This is a genomic window from Burkholderia sp. Bp8986, assembly GCF_003854225.1.
Classification (GTDB): domain Bacteria; phylum Pseudomonadota; class Gammaproteobacteria; order Burkholderiales; family Burkholderiaceae; genus Burkholderia.
Genome location: NZ_QTQM01000047.1, coordinates 13,726 through 37,671 on the forward strand (window position 1 = coordinate 13,726; position 23,946 = coordinate 37,671).

Sequence of the window (23,946 nt, forward strand, 5' to 3'; positions counted from 1 at the left end):
GCGTGCCGTCACTTGCCGGCCGCGGCCATCGCCTGCGCGATCTTCTGCTGCGCCTGGCGCAGCGCGGCGTCGGGAGTGGCCTGCCCGGTCAGCGCGAGCTGCAGCTGGTCGCCGAGAATGCTCTCGACCTGCTGCCAGTCCTTCACGCGCGGCCGCGCACGGCCGGCCTCGAGCGCCTTCAGCTGATCGGGGTACCAGCGGTACTGGCGCACCAGCGCCGGATCGGCGAACACGCTGCGGCGCGTCGGCGGAATGCCGATCCCGGCGAGACGCGTTTGCGTGTCGCGCGAGCTCAGGTAGGCCAGAAAATCCTGCGCGAGCTTCGCGTGCGGCGCATCCTTCGGAATGCCCATCTGCCAGATGCCGAGCATCGGCGCCGGGCCGGCCGTCTGCCCGGGCGGCGGCTGCAGCGCGATCTGCCCGACCACGCGCGACTGCTTCGGATCGTCGAGCGCCGGGATCCACGCCGGCCACACCTCGATCGACTGCGCGGCCGTGCCGCGCTGCAGTGCGTCGCGCACCTCGGCGGCGCCGTACACGTCGACGTCCTTCGGCGCGGCGGTCTTCAGCGCAAGGAAAGTCTTCAGCGCGGCCTGCGACTCGCGCGAATCGATCGTCACGTTGCCGGCACGGTCGAACACGTCGCCGCCGTAGGCCCACAGGATCGGCAGGAAGCCCGTCACGACCGGGTTGCCCTTGGTGCCGCGGAACACGACGCCCGACACGCTCTTGTCCGCGCCGCCGATGGTCTGCGCGATCTTCAGCACGTCGTCCCAGTTGCGCGGCGGCTGCAGCTGGTACTTCGCGAGCAGATCCTTCCGGTACGCGAACATCTCGACGTTGCCGACGATCGGCAGCGCGTACAGCGCGCCCGCCGCGTTGCGGCCGAGCGCGACCGCGGACGGCACGAGATCGGCGTCGGCGAGCGCGGCCGGCAGCGGCTTCAGCCAGCCGTTGCCGATGAATTCGGGTGCCCACGTATCGTCCATCATCACGAGGTCGTACGTGCCGGTGCCTTCGCGCATCGACAGCTTCAGCTTCTGGTACAGGTTCGCGTTCGGCAGCTTGAGCAACTCGATGTCGGTGCCCGGATGCAGCTTGGTGAAGCCGGCGACGGCGTCGGCCAGCCCCTTGCCGTAGATGTCGTCGCGGCCCGCGATGACGAGGTCCGCCGCGAAGGCGTGCGAGGCGGCAAGGGACAGCGCAACGGCGGCGGACAGCGCGCGCAGGCGGCTCAGCAGGGTCATGTGGTCTCTCTCGATCGGCGTGGTGGCGAGCCGCCGGGCGTTGCACACGTGTGCAACGCGGGCGACGCTTCGGGCGGCCTGAAGCGAACGCCATTGTTCACGTCGATCGTTAAGAATTTGTGGCACGCGGCGAAAGCGGCCGACGGTGCGGCCGCCCGCCCCACCCGCCCCGCCCGCCACCCGTGCCGTCGTGTGCGTGCCGTCAGAAGTTCACGCGAATCCCGGCCATCACCGCGAGTTGCCGGCTCGAATTGCTGTTCGCGAGCACCGGAATCTGCGCGTAGTTCACCGCATTGCCGTTCGCGTCGGTGCCGAGCCCCGTGCCGCTCGCGATCTGGCCGATCGCGACCGCATACAGCGCGGTGCGCTTCGACAGGCTGTAGTTCGTGCCGACGTTGACCTGGTGAAAGCGCGTCGTGCCGCGGCCGTCCGTGTGCGCGGCGTTGAAGATGTACGCGACGCCGCCTTGCAGCGCGGGCGTGAACATGTACGTGGCGTTCAATTCTCCGATGTCGAACGTGAACGCCTGCGTGCGCGGCTGCGCGCCGGTCGAGAAATAGCGGCTGTCGCCGAGGCGCGTGTGCGTGTAGGTCAGCGCGACCGTCGCCGCGCCGAGCGTCACCGAGCCGCCCGCGCCGAACGCGCGCATCGAGCCGGCGTCCTGCAGCAGGCAGTACATCGCGCCCGGGTTGCTGCACGCGAAGTCGCCGATATAGCCGCTCGCGCCGCCGAGCGCCGCGTCGAGCGGCTGGTGCAGGTCGAGATAGCCGACCGAGAACGCGACCGGCGCACGCGTGTAGGTCGCGGCGACCGCATAGCCGCGCTTCGCGGAAAAATCGCCGGCCTGGCCGCCGAAGCTGAACGTGCCGCCGAACGTCAGGCCGTTGAAATCCGCGCTGGTGAACTTCACCGCGTTGTTGAAGTTGAACGCGGCGTTCAGGTTGTCGACGTCGCCGAGGTGCGAGCCGTACGGCGTCGCCCAGTTGTTGCTCGATACATAGGCGCCGAGCATGTCCGTGTACGAGTCGTATTGCCGGCCGAGGCCGAGCGTGCCGATCGCATCCTGGCGCAGCCCGACCCACGCCTGCCGGCTGAACGCGGTGCCGCCCTGCAGCGCCTGCCCGTTCGCGGACAGGAACTGCTGCTCGAGCGAAAACACCGCGTCGAGCCCGCCGCCGAGCGGCTCGGCACCCTGGAATCCGAAGCGGGACGGCACGAGGTTGCCGCCGCCCATCTGCCATGCATGGCCGCCGCCCGTGCTGCCGTCGGCGCGCGTGAACTGCTGGTTCGTCGAATAGATGATGCCGGTGTCCACGGTGCCGTACAGCGTCACGCTGCCGGAGGTCTGCGCGTGCGCGTGCATGCAACCCAGCGTGGCCGCGGCCGCGGCCAGTCTTCGTCCGATCTTCATGTCCCGTCCCTCTATTGTCATCGATTCGCAGTGCAAATCGATGGTGTTGTCGATATCGGTGACAGGACTCTATCCAGCGAAAATTCGGGACCTCTATCCCAAATCAGCAAATGGTGAAGCGAACGAAACGGGCGGCACGTGGCGACGCCCGGCGGCACCGTCGCGGTGCGAAGACGTCATTCGGGGCGCAAGGTTTGCGACGGCAGCTCGCCGAACAGGTCGCGATACTCGCGCGCGAAATAGCCGAGATGCGTGAAGCCCCAGCTTGCTGCGGCCTCGCCGACGCCCAACTGATGCGCGGACGTCGTGCGCAGCAGGCGCCGCACCGCGTTCAGCCGGATCGTGCGCAGATAGCCGACGGGCGTGACGTCGGCGACGCGCTGGAAGCTCGTCTGCAGCGTGCGGCGGCTGCAGCGCAGCGCGCGGCACAGCTCGAGCACGGTGACGGGTTCCTCGGGCCGGTCGCGCAGGTGTTTCTCGCAACGGCTGACGATATCGCTGTAGGTGGCGTGCGTGATGTCGCGGCGCTCGACGCCGATGCCCTGCTCGAGCGCATCGAGGAACATGCCGAGCATCGTGTCGCGGAACATCTTGCGGGTGGCCGCGTATTCGAGGCAGCCGGGGTTGCGCTGCGCGTCATCGATCAGCGACGACAGCCGCGCGCCGAGCGCGACGCCTTGCGCGTCCGACAGCCGCGTGACGTGCCGCAGCTTGCGCGCGCCGGCCGCACCGAATTCGGCCTCACAGAGCTCGTCGACCATGTCCGACGCCGCGCTGATCCCGACCAGTCCCATCCCTTCCGGCGTATGGAATTCGAAATCCTCGCCGGCGCGCAGCGCGAGCAGCGCATAGCCGTCGACCGGCTGGCTCTGGAACGTGCCGGCGAGCGGCACCGACAGCGGCACCGCGAGCGACGTGCGCCCGGCCGGTGCGAGGCCGGTTTGCGCGACACGCCGGTTGGTCGTCTCGCGGAAGAAATGGAAATCGTCGTACAGCACCTGCGTGACGGTGCCCCTGAAGCGGCCCGGCGTCATCTGGCGGTAGACCTGATGCCAACCCGCGATCGCGAGCCCGTGGTCATGCACGTCTTCGTGTGAGCGTGACTGGAACAGCATCGGCATCTCCGGTAAAACCCTGATTCCACGCTGCGGCCGCACGGCGCGCAGCGCCACAGCTTACCCCCGCAAAATTCCGCGTAGTGCAGTTTCGAATGCAAGACAGGCCGCCGACAGCGCGGCGGCCTGCTCGCCGGTCACGCGCACGTAGCGGCGAAACGACGGCATCCGGTTCACGACCTCGCTGCCGCCGAACGGCACGACGGCGAGCGTCCAGCGGCCGTCGCGCGCGGCGATCGTGCAGTCGGTCAGGTGCAGCGGGCGCAACGCGTCGGCGAGCGACGGCTGCGCGGCGAGTGCGGCCACCGTCCGCGCGAATCCGGGGTCGCCTCCCGGCTCGGGCGCGGCCGCGATGCCGGTGCGCCGCAGCCAGCCGGTCTGCAGCACGCGTGCAAGGCCCTGCGCGGCCGGGCCGTCCGCGCTAATCGACACCTGCACGCTGACCGTATGCATCAGGAACTGCCGGTCGATGCGCTCTTCGATGCTCACGCGCACGCCGTTCGGCAGCCGGGCCAGGATTTCGGCCGCGCCGCCGTCCGCGTCGCGCACCGCACCGAGGTCGGCGAGCACGCGCGCGGCGATCGCGCCGGGCCGTTGGCCGGGCGGCGGTGCGTCGGGCGCCGCGCGCCAGCGGGCGAGCGCGGCCCTCACGAGGCGACGTGCTCGTTGCGCAGCACTTCCTCGACCGGCACCGGCCTGAACGGATGCCGGCGCTGCACGACGAGCGTCCAGAACAGCGCGTACAGCGCGGTGAGCCCGAGCATCGCGCCGAACGGCACGTAGATGTCGCGCGCATTCATGCCGGGCGGCGTGATGTACCAGATCGCGAGCACGATGCCGACGCTCGACACGATCTGCGGCAGCGGGAACAGCGGCGAACGGTACGGGCGCGGCAGGTCCGGGCGGCGGATGCGCAGCATCACGACCGACGCGGTGACGAGCAGGTACGCCGTGCCCCATGCGCAGGTCGCGGCGAGCACGAGGTGCAGGATGCTGTCGAGGTTGCCGTTGATCAGCCACGCATGGAAGATCGGCACGATCGCCGACGCGACGATGCCGACCACCGGCGTCTTGAAGCGCGGATGCAGATACGCGAAACAGCGCGGCAGCGCGCCGTCGATCGCCATCCCGTACAGGATGCGCGGCAGCCCGGCCATCAGCGTGTTGATCGTCGCGGCGCCCGCGCACAGGAACGCGATGCCGAACCAGATGCGGCCGAAGGGCCCGAGCACCTGCAGCGCGAACGCGGGAATCGCGCCCGGCGTGTCGAGCAGGTGCGTGAGGCCGTCCGGGCTCACCGGCACGTTCGCGACCTGGCGCCGGATCGCCGCGCCGTACAGGAACATGCAGATCGCGACGCCGACGAGGCCGAGCGCCATCGCGCGCGGAATCGTGCGGCCCGGCGCCTTCATTTCCGGCGCGAGCGGCGTGACGAACTCGCAGCCGACGAACATGAACATCGCCATCCCGACCAGCGACAGCACGGCCGGCACCGACGTGCCGACTTCCGAGCCGCCGAACCAGCCGTCGAGATGCACGGCCGGCGCGGCCGCGAGGCCGAGGATGCCGAAGATCATCAGCGACAGCCACATGCCGGCCGTCAGCACGATCTCGAGCTTGCTGAACACCTTGATGCCGATGATGTTGGTGATCGCGAACGTGACCACGAGGCCGACGCCGACGAGCCACGAGCTGTTGTGCTTCTCGAGCACGGCGTTCAGCGATTCGAAGTTCACGAGCGCCATGATGCCGCTCAGGATCGTCTCCGCCGTGCCGGCGAACACGTGCACGAGGAAATACGCGGAAATCGTGCCGGTGATCGCCCAGAAGCGGCCGAGCCCGCATGACAGGTAATCGTAAACCGAGCCGGCCGTCGGCAGCATCGCGGCGGCTTCGGAGAACGTCGTCGCCTGCGCCTGCATCATCACGAACGCGATGAGCATCGCGACCGCGAACGCCCAGCCGCCCATCCCGAAGCCCGAGGTCGCGGTGAGAATCACCGGGCTCGCCATGATGAGGCCGACGGCGCTCGCCAGCGCGGTCGGAAACCCGACCGCACCGGCCTTCAGCACCGTGCCGCCGCCCGCTTCAGCCGACGCACCGGCGGGCGAATCGCCCGCTGCGCCGGTCATTCCAGACCATCCCGACATCTTCGTCTCCTTCCCTTTTCGGGCCGGAACCGGCGCTGCGGCGCCCGCTCCGAGCCATGCTTCGCGGTCGGCCCGGGGCGGCGCTCAAGCGCCGGCACCCGGGCCCCTGTCGATCCAAACCTGATCCGATGTCGAAAAAATACGCAGGCAAAATAATCCGGTCATAGCGCAAATCGGCAAACCGGCGGTGGCGAACGGGTTATCCCGCCCTCCACCGCCGGTTCGGCGTCATGCGCTTCCCGTGTCACCGCCTCATGCGAACGGCACGGCCTCGAAGCCTGCCGCGAGCGCGTCGACGATCCGGTCGAGCTGCTCGCGCTGGATCACGAGCGGCGGCGACAGGATGATCTTCGTGCCGACCGGCCGCACCAGCACGCCGTGCTCGCGCGCCACTTCCGCGACCGCGTTCGCATAGCCGGACAGCGGGTCGATCGGCTCGCGGGTCTGCTTGTTCGCGACGAGATCGAGCGCGAGCATCAGCCCCTTGCCGCGCACCTCGCCGACCGCCGCGAAGCGTTCCGGGAACGACTGCAGCGCTTCGAGCAGATACGCGCCCTGCTTCGCCGCGTTCGCCGGCAGGTCTTCCTTCACGACGATGTCGAGGCTCGCGATGGCGGCCGCGCAGGCGACCGGGTGCCCTGCGTACGTGTAGCCGTGCATGATCGCGCCGCCGAAGTCCGCGTTCGCGGCGAACGCGTCCTCGATCCGCGCGTTCACGGCCGTCGCGCCGAGCGGCACGTAGCCGGACGAGATCCCTTTCGCGAGGCACATGATGTCCGGGCGCACGCCCCAGCCGCGGCTGCCGAACAGGCTGCCGCTGCGGCCGAAGCCGGTCACGACTTCGTCGGCGATCAGCAGCACGCCGTAGCGGTCGCACACCTCGCGCACGAGCGGCCAGTAGTTGGCCGGCGGCACGATCACGCCGCCCGCGCCCTGCACCGGCTCGGCAATGAACGCGGCGACCGTGTCGGGGCTCTGGAACTGGATCTCGCGCTCCAGCATTTCCGCGCAGATCCGGCCGAGCTCCTCCGGATCCTGCGTGAACGGGTTGCGGTACAGCCACGGCGTCTCGACGTGGAAACAGCCGGGCAGGTTCGGCTCGTAATTGCGGCGGAACACCGTGTTACCGTTCACCGACGCGCCGCCGAAGTGCGTGCCGTGATAGCCCTGCTTCAGCGAGATGAACTTGGTGCGGTCGGCCTGGCCGCGCACCTTCCAGTACTGGCGCGCGATCTTCAGCGCGGTCTCGATCGAGTCCGAGCCGCCCGAGCTGTACAGCACGCGGCGCATCCCTTCCGGCTCCATCATGTCGATCAGCTTCTTCGACAACTCTTCCGCGCGCGGATGCGAGATGCCGTCGAACAGCTGGAAGTATTCGAGTTCGTCGAGCTGGCGCACGATCGCATCCTTCACTTCCTGGCGGTTGTGCCCGACGTTCACGTTCCACAGGCCCGCGACGCCGTCGACCAGCTGCTTGCCGGTTTCGTCGAACACGTAGCAGCCGTCGCCGCGCACGATGCGGATCGGCTTGCGCTGTTTCATTTCGTTCGGGTGCAGCATCGGGTGCCAGAATTTCGCTTCGTTGTAGCTCATTGCAATCTCCACTTTCGGATCGTTTGAACCTCGACCGTCCGGGGTCGGGGTTCGAGGTTTTCGGGTTGTTCGCGGGGTTCGTGGTGTTCGGAGCAGGCGCCGCGCGTCAGTGCGCGATGCAGACGGATTTGGTTTCGGTGAAGCCTTCGATCGCGTACTGGCCGAACTCGCGGCCGATGCCCGATTGCTTGTAGCCGCCGAACGGCATCGACGGGTCGAGCGGAATGTGACAGTTCACCCACACGGTGCCGGCCTCGATCTGCGGCACGAGGTTCATCACGCGCTTCAGGTCGTTGCTCCAGATGCTCGCGGCGAGGCCGTACGGCGACGCGTTCGCGAGACGCACCGCGTCGGCCGCATCGTCGAACGGCACGACGACGATCACCGGGCCGAACACTTCGTCGCGCACGATCGCGCTGTCCGGATGCGGATCGGCGATCACGGCCGGCTTCACGTAGTAGCCGGGCAGGTCGTCGGCGGGCGTGCCGCCCGCGAGGAACGTGAGGCCCGCGCGGCGTGCGCATTCGATGTGCTCGACGACCTTGTCGCGATGGTGCGCGGACACCAGCGGGTTGATCTGCGCGGTGGTATCGAGCCCCGCGCCGAGCTTCATCGACTGCGCGACGCCCGCGAGGCCGTCCGCGAGCTGCGCGAATTTGCTGCGATGAACGTAAATGCGCGACGCGGCCGCGCACACCTGCCCCTGGTTGAAGAACGCGCCGGCGGCGACGCCGTCGAGCGCCTGCGCGACGTCGACGTCGTCGAGCATCACGATCGGGTTCTTGCCGCCGAGTTCGAGCGAGAAGCGCGTCATGTTCTGCACGGCCGCCGCGCCGACCAGCTTGCCGGTCGCGGTCGAACCCGTGAACGAGATCTTCGCGATCGACGGGTGGCTCGACAGCGCGGCGCCGCACGTGCGGCCGCCGGTGACGACGTTGAACACGCCAGGCGGCACGCCGGCGTCGAGGGCGAGTTCGGCGAGACGCAGCGCGGTGAGCGGCGTTTCCGGCGACGGCTTCAGCACGATCGTGCAGCCGGCCGCGAGCGCCGGTATCAGCTTCCACACCGCGATCATCAGCGGGAAATTCCACGGCACGATCGCCGCGACCACGCCGACCGGCTCCTTGCGCGTATAGGCCGTATAGCGGGCGCCGGGCGGGAACGGGATCGACACGTCGAGCGTCTGGCCGGTGATCTTGGTCGCCCAGCCGGCCATGTAGCGCACGTATTCGACGCTCGCGCCGACCTCGATCGCGCGCGACACATGGATCGACTTGCCCTGGTTCAGCGTTTCGAGCTGCGCGAGCGTTTCGGCGTCGGCGTCGATCAGGTCGGCGAGCTTCAGCAGGATGCGCTCGCGGTCCGCCGGGCGCAGCCCGCTCCATACGCGGGTGTCGAACGCCTGCTTCGCGCTCGCGACCGCGCGGTCGACGTCGTGCGCGTCGGCATCCGCGACCGTCGCGAGCCGCTCGCCCGTCGCCGGGTCGTACACGTCGAGCCGCGCGGGCGAGTGCGCGCGCTGCATGGCGCCGTCGATGAAAAGGCCGAAGTCGCGTGCGACGAAGGTGCGCACGGTGTCGCTGACCGCGACGAAGTTCGTGGTGCTCATGGGCGTCTCGATGATTGTCATGACTGGGCCGCGTGCGCTTCGGCATGCGGGTGTCGAACCACTGTATCGACGGGGGATCGCGCCCGGTGAGCGCAAATTGGCAAGCGCGTGCGGGACCGGAACGCGGGTGACTCGGGAACGTGGAATGGCGGCGTGCGATGCGATCGGTGCGACGTGGATGCGGACGCGGACGTGGATGCGGACGTGGGTACGGACGCGGACGCGGATGCGGGTGCGGGTGCGGATGCGGATGCGGATGCGGATGCGGATGCGGATGCGGATGCGGATGCGGATGCGGAAAAGCTACAGGAACAACGCGCCGACCAGCTCGGTGCGGTTCGACACGCCGAGCTTCCGGTACATGCGCATCAGATGTGTCTTGATGGTCGGCTGGCCGAGCGCGAGATCGCGTGCGATTTCCTTGTTCGAGCGGCCGTCGCGTACGAGTCGGGCGATCTGCTCCTCGCGGTAAGTCAACCGCTCCTCGCAGCCGATCCGGTGAATCCCGCGCCGCGCGCGCAGCAGCGGGGCCAGCGCGGCTTCGGCGACCGGCTGCAGCCGTGCCAGCGCGTCGATCTCGCCTGATGCGAACCGGCCCGCCGTGCGGTTGCCGTCCGCGTCGCCCGTCCCGAAGCGCAGCAGCGAAAACGCGCCGACCGTGCGGCCCGCGTCGTCGCGCAGCCAGATCTCGACGACGTCGGCCACATCGTGCCGTCGCAGGAAACGGGTCCAGTACGCGGACGCATCGCGTCTTTCGTCAGGCAATTGGGACGCGAGCGTCACGACCGCACGTTCACCTGCCGCGCAGCGCGACGGGTGCAGCGGGTCGAGCATCCGGTAGCGCGCGATGTAGGTGCGATGCATCGCCTCCGGCATCCCGAACAGCTCGAAATCGGCCGGCTCGCCGCTCAGGTCGAGCCGGTAGAACACGGTCGCGGACGGGCTCGCAAACGCGTCGAACGCATCGACGCACGCGCGTAGCGCGCGCTGCCAGTCGGCGGCTTCGTGGTCGGCGGAAGCGGATGAGGTCGGCATGATGGGAGCGGCCGGCGGCCGAACGCGTCGAAGATAGGGCCAGCCTACCCACGCCGAAATGGGCCGGTGAGCACAAATCGGCAATTCGTCCGTGGGTGACGGATGACGGGGGCCGCCGGCCATGTCGCGACAACGGAGCCTGCGTCGGGAAGTCTTGCGCCGCGAGCCGTTCGGACGATGATGGCTGTCGAGGGTGACGCGAGTCATCGCACGCGCCGGCGGCGACCCGACGACAGAATCCGCGTCGCGTAGGCATGCGCCGCAAGCCGTGCAGTCGAGAATGGACGTCGAGAGTGACGCGAGACATCGCGCGCGCCGATCGAGCATGATCGGAATGATCAGCGAAATGCGCGGAGCGGCCGCACGCGCAGCCGCGAAACGGCGGTGCGGCAGCGTGTGCGCCGCGCCCGGTCAGTCAGGGTCTGCGTCAGTGCGCGTTCGCGGCGAACGTGTCGCAGGCGCTTACTTCACCCGACTCCATCCCGCGCCGCAGCCAGTACACGCGCTGCTCGCTGGTGCCGTGCGTGAAGCTCTCCGGCACGACATAGCCCTGGCCTTGCTGCTGCAGCCGATCGTCGCCGATCGCAGCCGCCGCCTTCAGCCCCTGCTCGAAATCGCCGGGCTCCATCAGCCGCTGGTTCGCGCGCTGCGCGTTGTTCGCCCACACGCCGGCGAAACAGTCGGCCTGCAGCTCCATCCGCACCGACAGCGCGTTCGAGCGCGCTTCGCTCGAACGGCGGCGCGCGGCATCGACCTTGTCGGAAATGCCGAGCAGGTTCTGCACGTGATGGCCGACTTCATGCGCGATCACGTAGGCCTGCGCGAAATCGCCGCCCGCGCCGAAGCGCTTGCGCAGTTCGTCGTAGAAGCCGAGATCGATGTACACGTTGCGATCGCCCGGACAGTAGAACGGCCCCATCGCGGTCTGGCCGGTGCCGCACGCGGTCGGCGTCGAGTTCGTGAACATCACGAGCTTCGGCGCCTCGTACTGCGCATGCAACTGGGTGTTGAAGACGCCCGTCCACGTGCGCTCGATATTGCCGAGCACCTTGCGCGTAAATACCGCGCCGGGATCGTTCGCCGGCGCGCCCTGGTGCTGCGTGGGCGCGGGCTGCGCCTGCTGCTGGCGGCCCTGCAGCGCCGATGCGCCTTCGAGCACGACGCGCGGGTCGATCCCGAAGAAATACGATGCGGCCAGCGCGACCACGATCGTGCCGATGCCGATCGTCGCACGCCCGCCGCCGAACCCGCCGCCACCGCGTCGATCCTCGACGTTCACGCTTTCTCTTTCGTCGTCCAGCCTCATTGCCGGCCCCTCCCTTCCTTGTCGTTGTGCTGACCGGACAGCCCCCGGCAGACGATTGATTCCCGTTGCGACGTGCAGCGTCCGGCGCGCCATCGCACGGCGGCACCGCCCGGTCAGTGGCGCGGCACCATCCAGTCCCGCGCCGCCCCGCCGTTACACGACGCACGCGGCACCCGGACGACAGGCTGGCGCACGCGCCATTTTGCCGACCTTGGCGTCTTATCGCAAAATAAGGAGCATAGAGCGACCGGACCGGCGACATCGTCATTCTTTGCAAAATGACGGCGCGTGCGGCCCGGGAGGACGAGATGACCGGCGGAAGAACCAGGCTTGCCCGTCTGCCGCCCGGCCAGGCCTGCCGCGACTTACTTCGCGTGACCTCGACGAACGTCGCTCACTGCTTCGAGCAAGCGGTACTTGCGGATCTTTTCATAGAGCGTGCTCTTCGCGATGCCGAGCTGACTCGCTGCCTTCGTCAGATTGCCGGCATGACGCGCAAGCGCGCGACGGATCGATTCCGCCTCGGCCATCTTCAACGAGTCGCCCGCATCCGGCGCGAGCGCGTCGACGGCCCGCGCGGCGCATGCATCGATCGGCGCCCCCGCGCCGATCTCGGCAGGCAACTTGTCGGCCTTTATCACCGGGCTGTCCGACAGCAGCAGCGCCCCCTCGATCGCGTTCCGCAGCTCGCGCACATTGCCGGGCCACGGATAGCGCAACAGGCGTGCATACGCATCGTCGTCGAACGACCTCGGGGAGAGGCCATACGACTCGCATAGATGCCCGAGCCAATGCGCAATCAGCGCCGGCAGGTCCTCGCCGCGCTCGCGCAAGTTCGGAATCGACACGGTCGTGACCGCGATCCGGTAGTACAGATCCATCCGGAACCGGCCTTTCGCGACTGCGTCCTTCAGATCCCGGTGCGTCGCCGCGACCAGCCGGAAATTCACCCTGCGCGGCGTGTTCTCGCCCAGGCGATAGATTTCGCTCTCCTCCAGCACGCGCAGCAGGTGCGGCTGGATATCGAGCGGCATTTCCCCGATCTCGTCGAGAAACAGCGTGCCGCCATCGGCCGCTTCGATCTTGCCCGCCGCACCGGACTTGCGTGCGCCGGTAAATGCGCCTTCCGCGTAGCCGAACAACTCGCTGGCCAGGAGGTCTCTCGACAACCCACCGCAGTTGAGCGCAACGAACGGACCGTCGGCGCGATCGCTCGCCTGGTGGATACCCTGCGCGAACAGTTCCTTGCCGACGCCGGTTTCGCCAAGCAGCAGCACCGGCACCCTGGACGGCGCGAGCTGGCGCGCACGATTCACGGCCGCCCGCAATGCGGCGCTGTCGCCGACGATACGCTCGAACCCTCGCGGCTCACCGCCGTGCCGTTCCCGTCCGCGCGCGATCGGAACGGCGCCGCGGGGATTCGTGATGCCCGGCGTCACGATCATGTAGCCGAGCACGTCCGCACCGTCACGCACGGTTTCGATGTGGCTGCGCGACAGCCATGCCGGCGCACTCGCCGACAGGCGGCCGTCGCCCGCGTAGTGCTCGAGTTCGGGCAGCGCGAACGCCGCGTCGCACCGGATATCGAATCCGAGCCGGCGCAACACCGGAACGACCTGCGCGTTGGCCTTGACGAGTCGGCCGCGTTCGTCGACGACGATCACCGCATCGGAGGAAGACGCACCGAAGCGTGACGCGCAGCGGTCGAGCAGGCTCAGACGGCGCGCCATGCCCTCCTTCGCGAGCCGGCTTTCGATGCGGCCCGCAAGCGATACCGCGAGCGCAAGGCTGTATGGGTTGTAGGTCTGCGCGAGCCCCGAAATGTCGATCACGCCCAATACGTGCCCGTCGCGCGGATCCTGGATGACGGTCGCCGAGCAGGTCCAGCGCTTGATGCCCGCGCAGAAGTGCTCCGCGCCATGGATCTGGACCGGCTGCCTGAGCGCGAGCGCGGTGCCGATCGCATTGGTGCCGCAATTCAGCTCGGTCCACTCGCAGCCCGGAATGAGGCCGACCTCGCGCGCAGGCTCGACGATCCGCATGTCGCCCTCCTGCTGGAGGATCATCCCGCTCGGATCGGCCAGCAGCATTACCGTACCCGTCTGCGAAAGAAAATCCCGGGTGTGCTGCATCAGCGGCAGGCTCGCATCGACGAGGCGACGGTTCGACGTGCGCCACTGCACGAGCCCGTCTTCATCGAGCGGCGGCGGCGCACGGTCGACGCCGGGATCGACGCGACTGACGAGACAGCGCTGCCACGAATCGTCGACCACGCCGCGTACGTCGGGCGAACGCCACTCGCTGCCTGTCACCAGATGCTCCCATGCGGCCATGATGCTCGCGTCATGGCGTGGACTGGGAAACCAGTCCATCGGCGTGCCTCTCTGTTGCATGTCTGTCTCCTGGCGGTGTCGTGACGGCACCAACCGCACGGCCGTCTCAGCGGCCATTTTGTCGACTTTGTGGGGCGCCCGACCGCAGCCGGCGGCGAGCGTAGCGACTATCGTACTCCGTCCCGGCGCCTCGACGTCCGTCCGGACACCAATCACTGCAAGCAATGCGCGCGCCAGCAAGCGGTCGCCCGCACGTCGTCGCGCGGCTCGGCACGCCGTCGAGAACCGGTGGCCGAAAAGAAACCGGCCGTTCGAAAATCGAACGGCCGGAAATCGAACACTTTCCGCGAACGAAGCCGAAGCGAGGCCGGCGAACGCCGAGCCACGCGGACAGCGTCAAACGTCAGATCATTGCACGCGCTCCGGAACCGGCAGCTTCACCCATTCCGCGTAGAACGCATCGATGTCGGGTTCGAAGTCGTGAATGACCGGGTACCACGGCGTAGGCGCCTCGACGTCGTGCATCGCGCCGCAGGTCGGGCAGTAGTATTCGCGATAGACCTGCCATTGCGTGTCGGGCGCCATCAAGCGTGGGTAGACCTCGTCCATCGCCTCTTCGGATTCGCGCACGAAGATGTTCGCGTGCAGTTTCCAGTTGTCGCGGTAATCGCAGAACACATGGCCGCAGTCGCATTGCGTGACCCAGTGCTTCGTCGCCCATTGCTGCACGATGTACAGGTGCGGGCCGAGCGGCAACACGATGCGGTCCTTCCAGCCGAGCTTCTGCTGCAGCGCATCGACGTACATCCGGAAGCGCTCGCCGTCCTTCGGCATCGACAGCATGCGCAACGTGGTGTCCCAGTCGAGCTTGCCGTCGACCATGTTCCTGATCTGTTCCTTGGTGTAGGTAGACATCTCCAGTCCTCCATGTGGGTGATAGTGCGCAGGGTCCGGCTCACTCCTCGACCAGCACCACCGTATTGACGTCGGGCATCTTCGACAGGTCCATGCGGAATTTCGAGCCGTAGGTCGGCACGTCGAGCTCGTCCTCGGTGAGCGTCCACGTGTCCGGCAACTCCCAGAACGCGCGGAACTGCTGCTCGAATTTCGTCGACAGGCCGAAGCTCGTCGCGAACATGTGCCGCACCTGCGTCGATGCATGCTTGAGCAGGATCCGCTCGCGCTCGCCCTTCATCCATTCGCGGGTCGGTTGCGAGCGCGCGAGCCGCGCGTTGCGGATCTCGATGCGCCGCAGCGCGGTCGCTTGCGGATCGACCGTCCAGATGCCGTTGGCATCCCGCGTCGCGACCGCCCCATAGACCTTCTGCGCGTATTCGGGCAGCAGCACCGCGTTGTTGAGATCGCGTTCGATCGCGTCGATCTCGCGGTCGAGCGGATCGCCGAAGCCGGGGCCGCCGCGCAGATAGTTCAGGTAGAGATCGTAGTTGCTGTAGCAGTCCTCCGTGGTCATGCATTGCTGGTCGCGCTTGACGACCGCGCCGGCGTTCAGGTGGTTTTCGTAATCCGGCAGGTCCGGATTCGTATCGCCGCCGAGCGGCAGGCTCTCGCCGAGCGCGATGCGCTCCTCGATGCCCGTGCGATGCGCTTCGAAGCGATAGCCGGTGGCGGGCGGGTAGCCGCCCATCAGGCCCCAGTCGCTGTTCATGTAGCCGTTGCCCATGAAGAACATCGTCCAGTCCTGCGCCTTCCAGACCATGCGCAGCGTCTCGAATCCGCAACCGCCGCGGTACTTGCCGTAGCCGCCCGAATTCGACTTCACGTTGCGGCCGAGGTACAGCAGCGGCTCGGCCATCTCCCAGATCTCGATGTCGCCCATGTCGCCTTCGGGGTTCCAGATCGCGGCCGCGTGATTCAGACCGTCCTTGATCGCGCACGCGCCGGTGCCGCACGACGACGCCTCGAAGCTGTTCACCGCATGGATGTCGCCGTCCTGGTTGATCCCGCCGCCCTGCAGCCAGTTCGACGTGTTGGCGTTCCCCGCGTTGACTTCCTCGAGATAGCCGCGGCTGAAGTACGCCTGCGACAGGGCGCGCCACATCGCGCTCCAGCCCGACACCAGGAAGTGCCACGCGTAAGCGTGTCCGGTGCGGCGGTCGTCCGGGTTCATCCACGCGCCCTTGGGCAGGTGAAATTCGGTGCCGAAATACGCGCCGTCGTTGATGCGCTGCGTCGGCACCAGCGTCTGCGTCATCATCACCCAGATGCCGCTCGTGAACGCGACCTGGTGCGCGTTGTACGAGTGCCAGCCCCAGCGGCTCGCGCCTTCGAAATCGAGACGCCACGAGCCGTCCTTGCGGATCTCCATCTCGACCGGCGAGTGCATGATCGAGTCGAGCTTCGCAAACGCCGACGACGTCTGCACGTCCGGATGGTCGTACGGCACGTCGACGAACGCGACCTTGCGATACTTGCCCGGCAGCGTCATCGCCTTGAGGCGCGTCTGCAACCCGCGCCGTCCTTCCTCGATCACCTCGAAGCCGAATTTCTCGTAGGCGTCGAGGCCCTCCTCGTCGATCACTTCCTCGATCAGATCACGGATCATGTGGCAGCCGGCGATGCGCGTGCGCTCGTCGAGAATCCAGTACTTCGGCGTGCGAACCGAGCGCTGGCTCTCGTGCAGCCAGTCGCGCAGCGGCGTGTCGTTCACCCCTGTCTTACGGCACGTAATCATGTAGCCGTCGCCGAAACGCTGCACCTGGCCCGTCGACATCGAGCCCGGCGTCACCGCGCCGGTATCGATCACGTGCGTGACGCCGCCAACCCACCCGACCAGCTTGCCGTGCGCGAAAATCGGCACGATCGTTGCGATGTCGCACGGGTGGACGTTGCCGATCGAGCAGTCGTTGTTGGTGAACATGTCGCCGGGCTGAATGCCCGGATTGGCTTCCCAGTTGTTTTCGATCATGTACTTGATCGCCGCGCCCATCGTGCCGACGTGGATGATGATTCCGGTCGACGTGAGCACGCAATCGCCCGCCGCGTTGTAGAGCGTGAAGCACAGCTCCCCTTCCTGCTCGACGATCGGGCTCGCGGCAATCTTCTTGGCCGTTTCGCGCGCATGCACGAGGCCGCCGCGCAGCTTCGAGAAGATCTTCTCGTAGCGGATCGGATCGCGCTCGCGCAGCTCGAGCCGTTCGAGCCCGTTGTAATGGCCGGTTTGCGCGGTGCGCTCGAGAATGCCGTCGCGAAACTGCTTGAGCGTCTGGCCGTTCTTCAGCAGATCGGCGAAGCCGACTTCCTGGCTGGACATCATGTTCATCGCATGTCTCCTTACTTGACTTCGCTGAGATGGAAGAGGCGGTGCTTGTCGAGCGTGGTGGCGAAGCCCTTCGGGACGACGAACGTCGTCGCGTCGGATTCGATGATCGCGGGCCCCGCGATCTCGTTGCCCGGCTTGAGCGACTCCATTCGCCAGATCACCGCGTCATGCCACTGCTTGTGCCGATACAGACGCCGCGTGCCGATACGCGCGTCCGCCGGCGGCGTGGGGCCGGCAATGGCGTCTTCCGGCAATACCGGCTTCTGCGTGACGACCATGCCGCGCATGATCGCGCCCGTGACCGAGAAACCCAGCTCCGGCGAGCGCGCGGAGCTCGCGTACACGCGGCCGTAGGTCTCTTCGAAGGCCGTCACGATCTTGTCCCAGTCGTCCGCACCGGACGCGCCCGCGATCGGCGATTCGATTTCGAGGTCGTTGAGCTGGCCCATGTACTGCATCCGGAAGCCCGGCCGCAATATCACGTCCCGCTCGCCGAAACCGTTGATGCGAAACTCGTCGATCACCTTGGCGGTCAGTTCGGCCCAGGCTTTCTGGATCGTCTGCGCGGCCTGCGCCTTCTCGGCGTCGGACGCGAGCTGCGGCAGCGCGAGATCGACGCTCTTGTCGTAGCGATACTCGAAATCCGCGCACGCGCAGCCGAATGCCGAGAAGCCCGCCGCCCACGCCGGCACGACGACATCCTTGAAGCCGAGGCCCTCGGTGTAGCCATAGGTATGAACCGGCCCCGCGCCGCCATACGAGAAGCACACGAATTCGGTCGGGTTGTACCCTTTCGCGCTGACGTTCGAGCGCAGGTATTCGCGCAGTTGCAGGTCGAGCAGCTCGATCACGCCGGCCGCAGCATCCTCCACGGAGAGTCCGAGCGGCTCGGCGATCTGCACGCGAATGTGCTCGCGGGCGCGATTCACGTCGAGCTTGATCTGGCCGCCGAGGAAGTTGTCCGGGTTCAGGTAGCCGAGCACGACGTGGCAATCGGATACGGACACCGTCGTCAGGCCGCTGTCGGGCCAGCACGTGCCGACGCGATAGCCGGCACTGTCCGGCCCGAGCTTGATGGCCCCGCTGTACGGATCGAGCCGCACGAAGCTGCCGGCGCCCGCGCCGACCGAATCCATCGTGACGAGCGGCAGCGACAGCACCAGGCGTGCCATGTCCGGGTCGGACGCAATTGCGAATTTGCCTTTCGTGATGAGCGCCATGTCGAACGACGTTCCGCCGATGTCCGAGCATGCGATGTTGTCGTAGCCGAGCGCCTCGCCGAGGAGCTTCGAGCCGATCACGCCGCCGATCGGCCCCGACACGATCGTGCGCGCCAGTTCCTTCGCTTTCCAGCTGATCGTGCCGCCGTGCGTCGCCATCACGCGCAGGTCGAATTTCGCGCCGTGCTTGCGGAAGCGGTCGCTGACTTTCCTGAGCGTCTGCCGCGACGGCTCGGCCGCATACGCTTCGAGCACCGTCGTGTTCATCCGGTGGCTTTCCTTGCGCTGCGGGTAGTAGTCGACCGATGCGAACACCGGGAGATCGACGCCGCGCGCAGCCAGCTCGTCGCGCACGATGTCCCGCGCCTGGCGCTCGCTCGCGGCGTTCTTGTGCGACTGAAGAAAACAGATGACGATCGCTTTCGCACCGGCGGCGACGAGCTCCCGCGTAGCCTGCCGCACTTCGTTTTCCCGCAGCGGAATCACGATCTCGCCCTGGACGTCCGTACGCTCGGTGACGCCGCGCGTTCGCGACAACGGCACGAGCGGCTCGTCGTAGCGGTGCGTATTCAGGTGGATGCGCTCTTCGAGCGCGTACCCGAGGTAGCTCTGGATCGCCCGCCCCATCAGGTGCACGTGCTCGAAGCCCTTGTTGACGAGCAACCCGACGTCGAGCCCCTTGCGCTGCACGACGCGGTTGAGCATCGCAGTGCCGGAATACACGCAGGTGACCAGTTCCGGATAGACGTCGTCGACGTCGCGTTGCCAATGCGCGAGCGCGTCCTGCGACGAGTTGAAGATCGCGAGTGATTCATCCTCCGGATTGCTTTGCGCCTTGCCGACGACAAACCGTCCGTCCTCGCGCACGAAGAAGGTGTCGGTCATCGTGCCGCCCGCGTCGATGCCCAAGACCTGGACTTGCGAAAGTCCTTCCATGGTGATGTCTCCAATGATTGAAGTCGTGATGAGCCGCGCTCCGGTTCGAACGGGGTCATCGTTCGATCCCGGGCGCCGGCTCATCTGCAAGGAGGCAACAACCGTGCCATTCGGTGGATCCGGCCGGTCGGCGCGCCCCGGTCAAGCCAGGCGGGGCGCCCATCGGATGGAGCGGGTTGCTTCGGGTAGGCGATTCGCCTTGGGACGTCCGGATTCCGGACTGGTCAGGCGTCCGAATATCAGTCGCCCCCCCGGCGGGCGGGTGCACGCTCGCCCCCGGATCCGGAACGGCAGAAACGCGGGCGCCTCGCCGTGCGGCGTTACGTCATCGCCGGCCATCGCCCCTCATTCACGTTCATCCTTTCGGCTGATACCGGCGTTCATCCGTGCCGCCTAAAGTGACCGGAACGCCCCCCTTCCGGAGAACGACATGACGCACCCGCAACCCCGCACGATCGTGCTCACCGGCGCCGGCACCGGCATCGGCGCCGCGTGCGCGCGCCGCTTCGCCGCCCGCGGCGATCACGTCGTGCTGATCGGGCGGCGCCGCGCGCCGCTCGACGCGCTCGCCGCCGAGACGGGCGGCCTCGCGCTCGCCGGCGACGCCGCGAGCACGGCCGACTGGGCCCGCTTCGTGCCGGAGATCGCCGGGCGGTTCGGCCCCGTCGATGCGCTCGTCGCGTGCGCGGGCGGCCACGGTCTCGGCCGCGCGGACGAAACCGACGACGCGCAATGGCGCGACGCGCTGCATGCGAACCTCGACACCGCGTTCGTCAGCGCACGCGCGTGCCTGCCCGACCTGATCGCGCAGCGCGGCAGCATCGTGCTGGTCGCGTCGATCGCCGCGCTCGCGGCCGGGCCCGGCGTATGCGGCTATACGGTCGGCAAGCATGCTCTGCTCGGGCTCGCGCGATCGCTGGCACGCGACTACGGGCCGCACGGCGTGCGCGCGAACGCTGTGTGCCCGGGCTGGGTCCGCACGCCGATGGCCGATGCGGAAATGGAACCGCTGATGTCCGCATACGGCGACACGCTCGACGGTGCGTATGCCCGCGTGAGCGCCGACGTGCCGCTGCGGCGCGCGGCCGATCCGGACGAGATCGCGGCCGTATGCGCATTCCTGGCATCACCGGATGCGTCGTTCGTAACGGGCGCGACGCTCGTCGCCGACGGCGGCGCAACGGTCGTCGACGTGCCGACCCTCGCATTCGACACGCTTTGATGCATGGGGATACGCCGCCCGCACCACGCATCTTCACTGCACGGGGACGCATCGCCCGCGCGCGCATCGTGACGGGCGGCCGCGCTCGCCCGCCGGCACGCGACCGCCCGTCCCTTCGCCCGGCGCATGCACCACGCCGCGCGCGCTTCCCGCCCCGGAAATCCGCTAACATCGACCGATCCCGCCGCCCCTGCGCGGCACTGCCTCACCGATCGGCATTCGATGAACATCCGGTTTCTTGAAACCTTCGTCTGGCTCGCGAAGCTGGAGAACTTCCGGCTCACGGCCGAGAAACTGCACACGACGCAGGCGGCCGTGTCGAGCCGCATCGCGTCGCTGGAAGAAGCGTTCGACGTGCGGCTGTTCGACCGCAACACGCGTTCGGCGACGCTCACGCCCGCGGGGCGGCGCATGCTCGCGTACGCGGAACGCATCGTGCGGCTCGACAGCGAGATGCGGCGCGACATCGACGCAGCGAGCGACGCGGGGCTGATCCGGATCGGCGTGATCGAGTCGATCGTGCACAGCTGGTTTCCGGCACTGATGGCGCAATTGCGCGAGCGCTATCCGCGCCTCGACGTCGAGATCACCAGCGACACGACACTGCACCTGATCCGCCTGCTGAGCACCGACGGCGTCGACCTGATCCTGCAGACCGACCCGGTGCCGGGCCCCGACTTCACGAACCTGCCGCTGTGCGAATTCCCGGTACGCTGGGCGGCGAGCCCGCGTCTCGGGCTCGGCGGCGAACGGCTCGACGTCGCGCGGCTTGCCGCGTACCCGATCATCAGCTTCTCGCGCCACTCGGGCCCGCACGCGACGATCGAGCGGCTGTTCGCGGCCGTCGAGCGGCCGGCCAGCATCAACTGCATCACGTCGGTCGCCGCGATGATCCGGCTCGTCGCCGACGGTTTCGGCGTGGCCGCGCTGCCGCCTGCGATCATCGGGCGCGAACTGCAGGAAGGCGCGCTCGAACTGCTCGACGTCGAACCCGAATTCCCCGCGCTGCCACTCGTCGCGTCGTATCGCACGCAGGGGCTGCCGGTCGCCGCGCGCATCGCGGAACTGGCGAGCGAAGTCGCGCGCGCGATGCCGGCGGCTTCCAGTCATGCGAAGCCCGCCGCATCGGCAAAGGCCGAGACCGACATCGTCGACAAGTCCCCCGCCCGCTCGGCGAAAAAAGCCCGACCCGCGTCAGCAAAACGCACGCCCCAATCCGCGTCGCCCGCCACCCCGGCGAAACGCCGCCCGCGCCGCTCATAAGAAAACCTGTTCACCGCGAATTTGTTTTCTTGTTGGACGGGTGCGGCCCGTCTTCGGGACACTGCGGTTCCTGACACACCCCGTCACAAGGAACCCGCCATGTCCCGCCTTTCCCTTCCGCACGGCCAGCTCTGCGTCTGGACGGACATCGATCCCGCACACGAAGCCGATTTCAACGCGTGGTACGACCGCGAGCACATGCAGGAGCGTGTCGCGATTCCCGGCTTCACGCATGCGCGGCGGTTTCGCGCGACCGACGGCGGCCCGCGCAAGTACCTCGCGCTGTACGTGACGGACACGCTCGACGTATTCCATAGCGACGCGTACCGGCGCGCGTTCACGCAGCAGACCGCGTGGTCGCTCGCGAACTTCGAACGGATGACGGGCACGCAGCGGCGGGTCGGCGACCTGACGATCGAGGCCGGCGACGGCGAAGGCATGCATCTCGCGCTGTTCGTGCTACCGCCGGAGCGCGTCGACGTGCCGCACCTGCGCGAGCGCTTCGACGCGGCGCTGCACGAACCCGGCATCCACGCGGCCCGGCTGTTCCGCACCGCGCCGGACCTGTCCGCGCCGATCGGCGCCGATGCGGCCGCGCGTCCGGCCGCCGACGCGCTCGTGCTGATCGAGGGCAGCGATGCCGCGGCCACGCGCCGCGTCGCCGCCGCGATCGCCGGTCACGACGACGTGCGCACCTTCGACCTGCTGTGGCGCGCCGCCGCGCCGCTGCCGGCCGCCGGTCGCGACGCCCAAGCAAAACCGGCCGCCGCCGCGTTGCCGGCCTGAACGCCGACGCCGCCACCGGCCGCGCCGTCCGTGATCCACACGCGGCCCGCGCATCGGTCCCCGCGCGTCACCCCCGTCCTTCTTCACGACATGCCCGACACCATGAGCACTCTCGCCCAGCCCGCCGCCCACGCGCCCCGCCGCGTCCGCAACAGCCGACTCGCGACCGCGAGCATGATCGGCACGTCGCTCGAGTGGTACGACTTCACGATCTACAACACGCTCGCCGCGCTCGTCTTCAACCACCTGTTCTTTCCGTCGGTCGATCCGCTGGCCGGCACGATCCTCGCGTTCTCGACCTATGCGGTCGGCTACGTGTCGCGTCCGCTCGGCGGCTTCGTGTTCGGCAACCTCGGCGACCGCATCGGCCGCCGCGCGGTGCTGATGCTCACGCTCGTGCTGATGGGTGTCACGACCGCGCTGATGGGTGCGCTGCCGACCTATGCGCAGGCCGGCATCCTGAGCCCGATCCTGCTCGTCGCGCTGCGCTTCGTGCAGGGTGTCGCGCTCGGCGGAGAATGGGCCGGCGCGGTGCTGCTGTCGGTCGAGCACGGCGACCAGAAACGGCGCGGACTGTCCGCGTCGTGGACGCAGATCGGCCCGTCGTTCGGCACGCTGCTCGGCACCGGCTGCATCGCGCTCGTGACGCTCTCCACCACGTCCGACGCCTTCCTGTCGTGGGGCTGGCGCGTGCCGTTCGCGGCCAGCGCGCTGCTCGTCGTATTCGGTTTCTGGCTGCGGCGCGGCGTCGACGAAACGCCGCAGTTCGAGCAGCTCGCCGAATCGCACGCGACCGCCGACGTGCCTGTCGCCGAAGTGCTGAAGTGTCACTGGCGGCGCCTGCTGATCGCCGGCGGCTCGCGGATCGGCTCCGACGTGCTGTACGCGCTGATCGTCGTGTTCACGCTGACCTACGTGACGACCGTGCTGCACCTGTCGCGCCCGGTCGCGCTGACGGCCGTGATGATCGGCACGGCCTGCAACGCGCTCGCGGTGCCGTTCTTCGGCGCGCTGTCGGACCGCTTCGGACGCCGTCCGGTATACCTCGCCGGCGCGATCGCCGGGATCGTATGGGCGTTCGTGTTCTTCGCGATGCTCGATTCGGCGCGGCCGGGCGCGATCGTCGCGGCGGTTGCGATCGGCCTCGTGATCCATGCGGTGATGTACGGTCCGCAAGGCGCGTTCGTCACCGAACAGTTCCCGACCCGCGTGCGTTATGCGGGCTCGTCGCTGGCCTACACGCTCGCCGGCATCGCCGGCGGCGGCTTCGCACCGCTCGTGATCGCCACGCTGTTCCGCCAGACGGGCACGACGACGGCCGTGTCGCTGTACGTCACCGCGGCGCTCGTCGTCACGTCGATCGCGCTGCTGGCCGCGCGCGAGACCGCGCACCGGCCGCTCGCGGATTGAACATCCCCGCCGGTCGTTTCACTCATTCGC

Annotated in this window: 17 protein-coding genes; 4 read left to right on the forward strand and 13 right to left on the reverse strand. The window is 68.1% G+C overall.

Annotated elements, in window-relative coordinates:
• Positions 1–8: 8 nt before the first annotated feature.
• The 13 genes from DID99_RS30215 to DID99_RS30275 form a co-directional block, all read right to left on the reverse strand.
• Positions 9–1,247, reverse strand: coding sequence for an ABC transporter substrate-binding protein (locus DID99_RS30215; protein ID WP_124668150.1), 1,239 nt, complete (start codon positions 1,245–1,247; stop codon positions 9–11).
• 202 nt (positions 1,248–1,449) lie between these two features.
• Positions 1,450–2,658 carry a porin gene (locus tag DID99_RS30220; protein WP_124668151.1) on the reverse strand — a complete coding sequence of 403 codons (1,209 nt, stop codon included), beginning with the start codon at positions 2,656–2,658 and terminating at the stop codon, positions 1,450–1,452.
• Between the two features lie 176 nt (positions 2,659–2,834).
• Positions 2,835–3,773: a helix-turn-helix domain-containing protein gene (locus DID99_RS30225; protein WP_044846726.1), complete on the reverse strand. Its 939-nt coding sequence runs from the start codon at positions 3,771–3,773 to the stop codon at positions 2,835–2,837.
• 60 nt (positions 3,774–3,833) lie between these two features.
• A complete protein-coding gene (locus DID99_RS30230; protein WP_124668152.1) occupies positions 3,834–4,424 on the reverse strand; it encodes a DUF3156 family protein in 591 nt (196 codons plus the stop codon).
• Positions 4,421–5,923, reverse strand: coding sequence for an APC family permease (locus DID99_RS30235; protein WP_124668153.1), 1,503 nt, complete (start codon positions 5,921–5,923; stop codon positions 4,421–4,423). The genes DID99_RS30230 and DID99_RS30235 overlap by 4 nt, the downstream gene beginning before the upstream one ends.
• A 252-nt stretch (positions 5,924–6,175) precedes the next feature.
• Entirely contained in the window at positions 6,176–7,516 is a 1,341-nt protein-coding gene (locus DID99_RS30240) for an aspartate aminotransferase family protein (protein ID WP_044846672.1), read from the reverse strand.
• Positions 7,517–7,622: 106 nt separating this feature from the next.
• Complete coding sequence (locus tag DID99_RS30245; protein WP_124668154.1) at positions 7,623–9,125, reverse strand: aldehyde dehydrogenase family protein; 1,503 nt, start codon at positions 9,123–9,125, stop codon at positions 7,623–7,625.
• Between the two features lie 303 nt (positions 9,126–9,428).
• Positions 9,429–10,160: a LuxR C-terminal-related transcriptional regulator gene (locus DID99_RS30250; RefSeq protein ID WP_124489048.1), complete on the reverse strand. Its 732-nt coding sequence runs from the start codon at positions 10,158–10,160 to the stop codon at positions 9,429–9,431.
• Between the two features lie 427 nt (positions 10,161–10,587).
• Complete coding sequence (locus tag DID99_RS30255; RefSeq protein WP_124489049.1) at positions 10,588–11,466, reverse strand: neutral zinc metallopeptidase; 879 nt, start codon at positions 11,464–11,466, stop codon at positions 10,588–10,590.
• A 365-nt stretch (positions 11,467–11,831) separates the two neighbouring features.
• Positions 11,832–13,859 carry a sigma-54-dependent Fis family transcriptional regulator gene (locus tag DID99_RS38025; RefSeq protein WP_260427349.1) on the reverse strand — a complete coding sequence of 676 codons (2,028 nt, stop codon included), beginning with the start codon at positions 13,857–13,859 and terminating at the stop codon, positions 11,832–11,834.
• Between the two features lie 348 nt (positions 13,860–14,207).
• On the reverse strand, positions 14,208–14,714 hold the full coding sequence (locus DID99_RS30265; RefSeq protein ID WP_034180969.1) for an acetone carboxylase subunit gamma: 507 nt from the start codon (positions 14,712–14,714) through the stop codon (positions 14,208–14,210).
• Positions 14,715–14,754: 40 nt separating this feature from the next.
• Positions 14,755–17,079, reverse strand: a complete 2,325-nt coding sequence (locus DID99_RS30270) for a hydantoinase B/oxoprolinase family protein (protein ID WP_124668155.1) — start codon at positions 17,077–17,079, stop codon at positions 14,755–14,757.
• Positions 17,080–17,090: 11 nt separating this feature from the next.
• Entirely contained in the window at positions 17,091–19,235 is a 2,145-nt protein-coding gene (locus DID99_RS30275) for a hydantoinase/oxoprolinase family protein (RefSeq protein WP_185500298.1), read from the reverse strand.
• Positions 19,236–19,665: 430 nt separating this feature from the next.
• Here DID99_RS30275 and DID99_RS30280 point away from each other — a divergent pair, with 430 nt between their 5' ends.
• From DID99_RS30280 to DID99_RS30295, 4 genes are all read left to right on the forward strand, one after another.
• Positions 19,666–20,457 carry an SDR family NAD(P)-dependent oxidoreductase gene (locus tag DID99_RS30280; RefSeq protein ID WP_124668156.1) on the forward strand — a complete coding sequence of 264 codons (792 nt, stop codon included), beginning with the start codon at positions 19,666–19,668 and terminating at the stop codon, positions 20,455–20,457.
• A 222-nt stretch (positions 20,458–20,679) separates the two neighbouring features.
• Positions 20,680–21,720 (forward strand): LysR family transcriptional regulator, encoded by a 1,041-nt coding sequence (locus DID99_RS30285; RefSeq protein WP_124668157.1) that lies wholly within the window; start codon positions 20,680–20,682, stop codon positions 21,718–21,720.
• Positions 21,721–21,819: 99 nt separating this feature from the next.
• A complete protein-coding gene (locus tag DID99_RS30290) occupies positions 21,820–22,506 on the forward strand; it encodes a DUF4286 family protein (protein ID WP_124668158.1) in 687 nt (228 codons plus the stop codon).
• Positions 22,507–22,596: 90 nt separating this feature from the next.
• The gene (locus tag DID99_RS30295) at positions 22,597–23,916 is read left to right on the forward strand and encodes an MFS transporter (protein WP_044846663.1); all 1,320 of its coding nucleotides are present in this window, start codon (positions 22,597–22,599) and stop codon (positions 23,914–23,916) included.
• Positions 23,917–23,946: the final 30 nt, after the last annotated feature.

Coding starts and splice junctions, on each gene's coding strand:
- DID99_RS30255 (WP_124489049.1), bottom strand. CDS start 11,466: ATGAGGCTGGACGACGAAAGAGAAAGCGTGAACGTCGAGGATCGACGC.
- DID99_RS30225 (WP_044846726.1), bottom strand. CDS start 3,773: ATGCTGTTCCAGTCACGCTCACACGAAGACGTGCATGACCACGGGCTC.
- DID99_RS30275 (WP_185500298.1), bottom strand. CDS start 19,235: ATGGAAGGACTTTCGCAAGTCCAGGTCTTGGGCATCGACGCGGGCGGC.
- DID99_RS30215 (WP_124668150.1), bottom strand. CDS start 1,247: ATGACCCTGCTGAGCCGCCTGCGCGCGCTGTCCGCCGCCGTTGCGCTG.
- DID99_RS30265 (WP_034180969.1), bottom strand. CDS start 14,714: ATGTCTACCTACACCAAGGAACAGATCAGGAACATGGTCGACGGCAAG.
- DID99_RS30245 (WP_124668154.1), bottom strand. CDS start 9,125: ATGAGCACCACGAACTTCGTCGCGGTCAGCGACACCGTGCGCACCTTC.
- DID99_RS30285 (WP_124668157.1), top strand. CDS start 20,680: ATGAACATCCGGTTTCTTGAAACCTTCGTCTGGCTCGCGAAGCTGGAG.
- DID99_RS30235 (WP_124668153.1), bottom strand. CDS start 5,923: ATGTCGGGATGGTCTGGAATGACCGGCGCAGCGGGCGATTCGCCCGCC.
- DID99_RS30295 (WP_044846663.1), top strand. CDS start 22,597: ATGCCCGACACCATGAGCACTCTCGCCCAGCCCGCCGCCCACGCGCCC.
- DID99_RS30250 (WP_124489048.1), bottom strand. CDS start 10,160: ATGCCGACCTCATCCGCTTCCGCCGACCACGAAGCCGCCGACTGGCAG.
- DID99_RS30270 (WP_124668155.1), bottom strand. CDS start 17,079: ATGAACATGATGTCCAGCCAGGAAGTCGGCTTCGCCGATCTGCTGAAG.
- DID99_RS30290 (WP_124668158.1), top strand. CDS start 21,820: ATGTCCCGCCTTTCCCTTCCGCACGGCCAGCTCTGCGTCTGGACGGAC.
- DID99_RS30220 (WP_124668151.1), bottom strand. CDS start 2,658: ATGAAGATCGGACGAAGACTGGCCGCGGCCGCGGCCACGCTGGGTTGC.
- DID99_RS38025 (WP_260427349.1), bottom strand. CDS start 13,859: ATGCAACAGAGAGGCACGCCGATGGACTGGTTTCCCAGTCCACGCCAT.
- DID99_RS30240 (WP_044846672.1), bottom strand. CDS start 7,516: ATGAGCTACAACGAAGCGAAATTCTGGCACCCGATGCTGCACCCGAAC.
- DID99_RS30280 (WP_124668156.1), top strand. CDS start 19,666: ATGACGCACCCGCAACCCCGCACGATCGTGCTCACCGGCGCCGGCACC.